A 7,523-nucleotide genomic window follows, 5' to 3' on the forward strand; every position below is an offset into this window, starting at 1 on the left:
TAAAAGGAGCGGCTCCTGGAACACCACAGCCATGCGCCGGCGAATGGCCAGGGCGTTTCGTGGGGTTGATGGCATGCCCCGGAATTCTATGGTTCCGCGGGTTGGTTTTAATAAAAGTGCCATTACCTGCAACAGAGTGCTTTTGCCGGCTCCATTCGGCCCGATCAGGGCTATGGTTTCCCTTTCATGGAGGGCAAAATGATCGATATTTAAGATTTCCCGGCTCCCCCGTTTGAACTGCAGATTGTGTACTTCCAGGATGGTGTTGTTCACTGGATGATCCCCATTTCTAAGACCTTATTCAGAGTTCCAATAGTTAATTAAGGAGCCCGCCCTGCATTTGGGCTGAAAGGTTTAAGGCAGGGCGGGCGGTTTAGTTCTAAGCTACTTGCCCAGGTCTTCCTCTTTTTTGCCGGCATCGGGGAAGAATAGCGGCTGGCCGTACTTGTCCACCCCGAACTTACCGATGAGCTGCTGGGTTTCAGGTGAAACCATGAAGTCAACAAAAGCTCTGGCCCCTTCCGCATTGACCTTACTGAATTTTTGCGGGTTGACCTGCATGACGTGATAGATGTTCAGCAAGGTTTTATCTCCCTCGTATAAAATTTTCAGCTTCAGATGTTTCTGGTTGGCCAGGTAGGTGGCCCGGTCACTGAGGGTATAGCCTCCCTTTTCCGAAGCAATGTTTAGAGTGTTACCCATGCCCGTGCCTGCTTCCTGGTACCATTTCCCGCTGGGGGTGATGCCGGCTTCTTTCCAGATTTCTTTTTCTTTCTTGTGGGTGCCGGATTCATCCCCGCGGGAAACGAATGTACTATGGGTCTGGGCTATCTTCTTAAAGGCTTCCACAGTGCTCCTGGCCGATTTGACTCCGGCCGGGTCATTTTCCGGGCCGACCACCACAAAGTCGTTGTGCATTACCAGCCGGTAGTTGATACCGACGCCGCTGTTTACCAGTTCCTTTTCCGATTTGGGGGCGTGTACCAGCAGAACGTCCGCTTCACCTTTTTTGCCCATTTCCAGGGCCTGTCCCGTGCCTACGGCAATGGTTTTCACTTTATAACCGGTTTTCTTTTCAAACTCGGGAATAAGTACATCCAGGAGGCCGCTGTCCTGGGTGCTGGTGGTGGTGGCCAGAATTACGTCCTGTTTTTGTGGTTTCTCCCCGGCAGGCTGACCTTGCTTTGCCTCTTTCTGTGCGGTCCTGGAAGAGCAGCCTGCAATAAGCATGAGCACAAGGAGAAGGGTTAATACGGGGGTAATAATTCGCTTGAACATTGCCATGCACCTCTTCAGATTATGGTTGTTTCAAGGCAGGTGTTCATTTCATACGCTTACTCAGGTACCTTGTTTCTCGCTCATTCATCTGATCCCACCGGTAAAAAGTTTCAAAAGCTCGTCTAACTCACCTCTTGACTTACAGGCTATAACACAATTGGAATTCGCGGCCGGCAGGAATCCCGGGTTTGTTCCCAAACAAAAAGCTGTGCTCTGGCAAAAAGGTGGAAGCACAGCCATTTCCGGGCGCAAGCTGTCATGCGTCCGCAGAAAAAAACTGTGTTCTGCGGGAAACAGAACACAGGCCTCACCATTTAGAAGTTTGGCGGTGTTCCCCTTTCCGCACTGGGAGGCACGCCAGTTTCCCGGCATACCCTGCCGGCCCGAAAACCATAGCTCTGGCCACAGGTGATCGGGCTCGGAGAACGGTTATATTGTACTGTTATCCGGCATCACAATTTAGACTTATTCGAGACGCGGGAGCAAAATCCTGCGGGCGTTTATGTAAAAATATTTATGAAAAGTGCAAAAGGTCAGAAGGTTTTTAGAGGTTTTCTGTTGAATGAATAATCATTTATTAAAAATAGGGAGGAGGATTCCTGATGGCCCAGCAAGCTGAATTACCCTGGCTGCGCTTCTATGAGGAGAGCGTGCCCCCGACCCTCGAGTATCCGGACATGACCATGCCCGGTTTCCTGGCACGCTCGGCTGCCGACTGGCCCGACCGGACTGCCATCATCTTCGCCGGTGTCGAGATAAACTACCGTACCCTGGCGGGTATGGTCGACCGGTTTGCTGCTGCCCTGGCGGCTCTGGGTGTCAAAAAGGGTGACCGTGTAGCCTTAATGGCGCCCAACTGCCCCCAGTATGTGGTCGGCTATATGGCCATTCAGAAGATAGGGGCGGTGGTAGTACAGGTAAACCCCATGTACACCGAGCGGGAACTGGAACATCTCCTGATGGATTCGGGAGCCGAAGTTATTATTGTCCATGACGCGGTCTATCCCCGCATCAAGTCTCTCCGGGGAGTGGTCCCCTTAAAACACGTAATTTTATTTAGCCTGGGCCAGCCCCAGTGTGCGGCTGACCCGGATGTCCTGCAGGCTGAAAAATTGCTTGCCTCTGCTCCGCCCGCCCCACCGGTGGTTGAAATCAATCCGGTGGAGGACCTGGCGGTACTGCAGTATACCGGTGGTACCACCGGCATACCCAAAGGAGCCATGCTTACTCACCGCAATGTGGTGGCTAACGCTCTGCAGGTTGTGGCCTGGTTTGCCGGTTGCCAGTACGGGCGGGAGCGGATGCTCTCGGTGCTTCCCTTTTTCCACGTCTATGGCATGACCGTGGCCATGAATTTCGCGGTGGTTACTGCCGCTACCCAGATTATCCTGCCCCGTTTTGAGATAAATCAGGTTCTTGAGTGCATAAAGGCTTACAGGCCTACCCTTTTCCCCGGCGTTCCCACCATGTATGTAGCTTTTAACAATCACCCCGGGGTTCAAAACTATGACGTTCGTTCCATTAATTATTGCATCAGTGGTTCGGCACCTTTGCCCGTTGAGGTGGCAGAAAAATTTGAAGAATTGACCGGTGGTTATCTGGTGGAGGGCTACGGGCTTTCAGAGACCTCTCCGGTGACCCATTGTAACCCCCTGCGGGGGAAACGCAAGGTGGGTAGCATCGGCCTGCCCCTTCCAGATACCCTCTGTAAGATCGTGGATATGGAAACGGGTGAGCGGGAGTTGCCTCCCGGAGAAGCCGGTGAGCTTTGTGTGAAGGGACCTCAGGTCATGAAGGGTTACTGGAATATGCCCGAGGAAACCGCGAGTGTGCTGCGGGACGGCTGGTTCTATACCGGGGATATAGCCAGGATGGATGAGGAGGGTTATTTTTACATTGTGGACCGCAAAAAGGACATGATTATTGCAGGAGGATTTAATATCTACCCGCGGGAGGTTGAAGAGGTTTTATTTGAACACCCCAAGGTGCTGGAGGCAGTGGTCGCCGGGGTACCCGATCCATACCGGGGGGAAACAGTGAAGGCATTTGTGGTTTTAAAACAGGGAGAAACAGCTACGGAAGAGGAGCTAATCCAGTACTGCCGCAGTAAGCTGGCGGCCTACAAGGTGCCGAGGCAGGTAGAATTCAGGGACAGCCTGCCCAAGACCATTGTGGGCAAGGTCCTGCGGCGTTACCTGCGTGAAGAGGAACTTGCCAGGCAGAAGAAATAGTGGTCATAAGATTTACGGCGGCGGGAGGGATCTGCTGTCCTTTGTAGAAATTGATTTTTAATATATAATCTGGTGCATGGGAGATGGAGAGCATGACCGAAGCCAAAAAACAAAAGGATGTGGTTATCTCTTTAAACGGCGTTCAGCTTGTGATACCGCCAGGGGCTAAAGTCAAAGATGTCGCTGCAGCAGCAGGGGTCGAGATTCCCGCCCTGAAAGTTGACCCGGCAAAATGCAAAGGTTGCCAGATGTGCACCAAGGCCTGTGAAACAGGTGCCATTTCGGGGAACAAAAAAGAACCACACTCCATTGACCAGGCTTTGTGTGTGCGCTGTGGTGAGTGTCTGGCAAGGTGCAAGCAGGGAGCAATTATTCCTGCCTGAAAACAAATACTAAAACCAGGCCTTTGTTGGGCCTGGTTTTTAGCGTGCGGTAGTCTTGTGAACCGGAAGGTGAAGGAGGTAAAAGGTAAGAGTGAAAGATAAAGAAAATATTTCTCTGGACTCCCGGGTATTGGAAGCCGTGAAGAAGGCTGCAATCGACGGCCGGCTGACCTGTACTGCGGCTCGAAGGCTGGCCGGGGAACTGAACGTACCGGTACGGGTGGTGGGTGCGGCCTGTGACGCCCTGGGTATCAAGATCAAGGCCTGCGAGCTGGGTTGTTTTTAAGGGAATATAATACGCTCTCCGTGGGTATAAATATTCAATCTTTCCCCCCGGGCAAATCCCACCACGGTAATGCCCACTTCTCTCGCCATTTCCAGGGCCAGATCCGTGGGGGCACCCCGGGCAACAAGGATGGGGATACCCATACGAGCCACCTTGATCAGGATTTCAGAAGAGATACGGCCGCTGAAGACCAGAAGTTTATCCTTTAACTCCATTTCATCCAGAAAAGCCCGGCCAAAGATTTTATCCACGGCGTTGTGGCGGCCGATGTCTTCGTAGAGAAGCAGGCGCTGGCTCCCGGAATACAGGGCTGCGCTATGGGTGCCGCCGGTTGCTTGAAACAGGGAAGCCTCCAGTTCCATCTCCCGGCTGAACTCAAGGATTGTGCCGGCACTGATGGTCAGGCGAGAGGTCATGGGTGAGATACCCCGGGCATCGTTGATAAAATAAAATGAGGAGCGACCCCGTCCACAGCAGGTTGTTATGTAGCGCTTCAAAAAATTTCTGCGGCTGGGGACCGGCCCGTAAGTTTCCACCCAGATCAGCCCTTCTTCGGGCTTGATAAAAACATCCTTTAAGTCCGTGCGTTTCTGGAGAATACCTTCGGAACAAAGGAAACCCACCGCCAGTTCTTTGAGGTGGTGGGGGGAACAGACCAGGGTGACCAGTTCCTCGTCGTTTATAAATAAAGTAACCGGGACTTCCCTTGCCACTTCATCTTCAACGTTTGTGATAAAGTCGCCGGTTACTTTTGTTATGGTCACGGTGGCAGTCCTGGGTACGGCCATGGGTTCGACCTCCTCTTATTCTCATTGTACCTTTTCTGTTTTCCGGCTTCAACCGGTGAATCCGGATCTAAAACTTTTTTGTATCCTGTCCTTTATAAGCTATATCTATGGTGGAGGTGTTGGCCATGTGGCGGGTAGGCATTCTCACGGCCAGTGATAAGGGGTCCCGGGGTGAACGGGAGGATAAAAGTGCGCAGGTGATCCGGGATATGGTGGCCGGTATCAGGGGAGAAGTGGTATCTTACCATATTGTGCCCGATGACCCGGATGTTCTGAAGGAAATGCTCATCAAAATGGCCGACCAGGAGAAGCTGGACTTGATTTTAACCACCGGGGGCACGGGTTTCAGCCCGCGGGATAATACCCCCGAGGCAACCCGTGCGGTCATTGAGCGAGAAGTGCCGGGTATTCCCGAGGCTATGCGCTATGAGAGCCTCAAGAAAACGCCCCGGGCCATGCTCAGCCGGGCTGTGGCCGGGATTCGCCATAAAACTCTGATCATTAACCTGCCGGGGAGTGCGCGGGCGGTCAGGGAGTGCCTGGAAGTGATTTTACCGGTACTTCCTCACGGATTGGAAATCCTCACCGGCCGGGCCGGGGAATGCGGTGCGGATTGAGGGGTTTTCCCCGCATTACAGGTCTGGCTTGTAAAATGTGGCAGTTCCTGGCGCCCTGGCGGGTGCTTTTGTTTTGCATGTATAAATCATTATGTTTATGGGGAAAATGTTGCTAGGAAACGAAGAAAATTTTGGACAGAAAAATCATGGTAACAACTTAACGGAGGGAGATAATGCGAGATAATATCAGGTAATTTCCATTAGACGGTCAAAAAGGGGGAATAAGTCCGTGGAGGAAAGTTGCTTTTTGCTCTTCCCCCTTTATATTATAGTACTTGGGTATTAGCACTCGGGTTTAATGAGTGCTAACAATATAAGACTAAAAATCTCTTAAAGGAGGGGTTTTAGGTGAAAATCAGACCATTAGGTGAACGGGTGGTTGTCAAGCCGCTGCCCACCGAGGAGAAGACCAAGGGAGGCATTGTGTTGCCTGAAACCGCTAAGGAAAAACCCCAGGAGGGGGAAGTGGTGGCGGTAGGTCCCGGTCGCCTGCTCGAAAATGGGACCCGTGTACCTGTTGATCTCAAAGTGGGGGACAGGGTTTTGTTCTCCAAGTATGCCGGTAACGAGGTCAAGATAGATGATGAAGAGTTCCTGATCATGCGTGAAGCCGACATCCTTGGGGTTATTGAAAAATAACTGGTGTCCTGGAACGCGTGATCATCAAAATATTCAAGGAGGTTGAGGAAATTGGCTGGTAAAGAGATTATTTTCCGGGAAGAAGCACGCCGGGCCCTGGAAAGAGGCGTTAATGCTCTGGCTGAAGCGGTGCGTGTTACCCTGGGGCCAAAGGGCCGCAACGTGGTGCTGGAGAAGAAGTTTGGTTCTCCTATGGTTACCAACGATGGTGTGACCATTGCCCGGGAAATTGAATTAACCGACCCCTTTGAGAATATGGGTGCCCAGCTGGTTAAAGAAGTAGCCACCAAGACCAATGACGTGGCTGGCGATGGTACCACCACTGCGACTGTACTGGCTCAGGCCATTGTGCGTGAAGGTTTGAAGAACGTAGCTGCTGGTGCCAACCCGATGATTATCAAGCGGGGCATTGAAAAGGCGGTGGAAAAAGCCGTAGAGGCCATCAAGGCAGCAGCCAAGCCGGTCGAAAGTAAAGCTGCTATTGCTCAGGTAGCTTCCATTTCCGCTAACGATCCGTCAATCGGCGAATTAATCTCTGAAGCCATGGAAAAGGTGGGCAAGGACGGTGTAATTACCGTCGAGGAATCCAAGGGTATCGGTACCACCCTGGAAGTGGTGGAAGGGATGAACTTCGACCGGGGTTACATATCCCCGTACATGATCACCGATACCGAAAAAATGGAGGCCATTCTTAACGATCCTTACATCCTTATTACCGACCGGAAGATCAGTGCCGTGGCCGACCTGCTGCCCATCCTGGAGAGGATCGTGCAGGCCGGTAGGCCGCTGTTGATCATTGCCGAGGATGTGGAAGGCGAGGCCCTGGCCACTCTGGTACTGAACAAGCTGCGTGGTACGTTGTCCTGTGTGGCCGTCAAAGCTCCTGGTTTTGGTGACCGGCGTAAGGCCATGCTGGAGGACATCGCTATTCTCACCGGCGGTACTGTAATCAGCGAAGAGCTGGGCTTGAAGCTGGACAAAGCCACCATCGATATGCTCGGACGGGCCTCCAAGGTACGGGTGAAGAAGGAAGAAACCATTATTGTAGGCGGTGCCGGTTCCCAGGATAAGATTAATGCCCGGATCGCCTCCATCAAGAAGCAAATCGAAGAGACCACTTCCGACTTTGACCGGGAGAAGCTCCAGGAACGTCTGGCCAAGCTGGCTGGCGGCGTAGCTGTCATCCAGGTTGGTGCAGCCACTGAGACTGAAATGAAGGAGAAGAAGCTGCGCATCGAGGATGCGCTGAACGCCACCCGGGCCGCGGTGGAGGAAGGTATCGTTTCCGGTGGCGGTGTGGC

9 protein-coding genes and 1 riboswitch are annotated in these 7,523 nt (G+C 52.5%); of the genes, 6 read left to right on the forward strand and 3 right to left on the reverse strand.

Annotated features, from left to right (window positions below):
- Both ACPLUI_RS08530 and ACPLUI_RS08535 read right to left on the reverse strand, forming a co-directional pair.
- Window positions 1–273: ATP-binding cassette domain-containing protein (locus ACPLUI_RS08530; protein WP_424659840.1), on the reverse strand; the 273-nt coding region annotated here is incomplete at its 3' end.
- A gap of 111 nt (window positions 274–384) precedes the next feature.
- Window positions 385–1,278 carry a substrate-binding domain-containing protein gene (locus ACPLUI_RS08535; protein ID WP_424659841.1) on the reverse strand — a complete coding sequence of 298 codons (894 nt, stop codon included), beginning with the start codon at window positions 1,276–1,278 and terminating at the stop codon, window positions 385–387.
- 317 nt (window positions 1,279–1,595) lie between these two features.
- A riboswitch (molybdenum cofactor riboswitch) is annotated at window positions 1,596–1,714 on the reverse strand.
- 166 nt (window positions 1,715–1,880) lie between these two features.
- Here ACPLUI_RS08535 and ACPLUI_RS08540 point away from each other — a divergent pair.
- The 3 genes from ACPLUI_RS08540 (at window position 1,881) to ACPLUI_RS08550 (ending at window position 4,178) form a co-directional block, all read left to right on the forward strand.
- Entirely contained in the window at window positions 1,881–3,509 is a 1,629-nt protein-coding gene (locus tag ACPLUI_RS08540; RefSeq protein ID WP_424659842.1) for a long-chain-fatty-acid--CoA ligase, read from the forward strand.
- 92 nt (window positions 3,510–3,601) lie between these two features.
- Window positions 3,602–3,892, forward strand: a complete 291-nt coding sequence (locus ACPLUI_RS08545) for a 4Fe-4S binding protein (RefSeq protein WP_424659843.1) — start codon at window positions 3,602–3,604, stop codon at window positions 3,890–3,892.
- Between the two features lie 91 nt (window positions 3,893–3,983).
- A complete protein-coding gene (locus tag ACPLUI_RS08550) occupies window positions 3,984–4,178 on the forward strand; it encodes a hypothetical protein (protein WP_424659844.1) in 195 nt (64 codons plus the stop codon).
- Here the strand turns inward: ACPLUI_RS08550 and fdhD are convergent.
- A complete protein-coding gene (gene fdhD / locus ACPLUI_RS08555) occupies window positions 4,175–4,966 on the reverse strand; it encodes a formate dehydrogenase accessory sulfurtransferase FdhD (RefSeq protein ID WP_424659845.1) in 792 nt (263 codons plus the stop codon). The two genes, ACPLUI_RS08550 and fdhD, sit on opposite strands and share 4 nt — an antisense overlap.
- A 125-nt stretch (window positions 4,967–5,091) precedes the next feature.
- Here fdhD and ACPLUI_RS08560 point away from each other — a divergent pair, with 125 nt between their 5' ends.
- The 3 genes from ACPLUI_RS08560 to groL all read left to right on the forward strand — a co-directional run.
- Window positions 5,092–5,583 (forward strand): MogA/MoaB family molybdenum cofactor biosynthesis protein, encoded by a 492-nt coding sequence (locus tag ACPLUI_RS08560; RefSeq protein ID WP_424659846.1) that lies wholly within the window; start codon window positions 5,092–5,094, stop codon window positions 5,581–5,583.
- A gap of 348 nt (window positions 5,584–5,931) precedes the next feature.
- Complete coding sequence (gene groES, locus ACPLUI_RS08565) at window positions 5,932–6,222, forward strand: co-chaperone GroES (RefSeq protein WP_424659847.1); 291 nt, start codon at window positions 5,932–5,934, stop codon at window positions 6,220–6,222.
- Between the two features lie 51 nt (window positions 6,223–6,273).
- On the forward strand, window positions 6,274–7,523 hold a 1,250-nt coding region (gene groL, locus ACPLUI_RS08570), incomplete at its 3' end, for a chaperonin GroEL (protein WP_424659848.1).

This window comes from Desulfofundulus sp. (genome assembly GCF_049701015.1).
Lineage (GTDB): Bacteria > Bacillota > Desulfotomaculia > Desulfotomaculales > Desulfovirgulaceae > Desulfofundulus.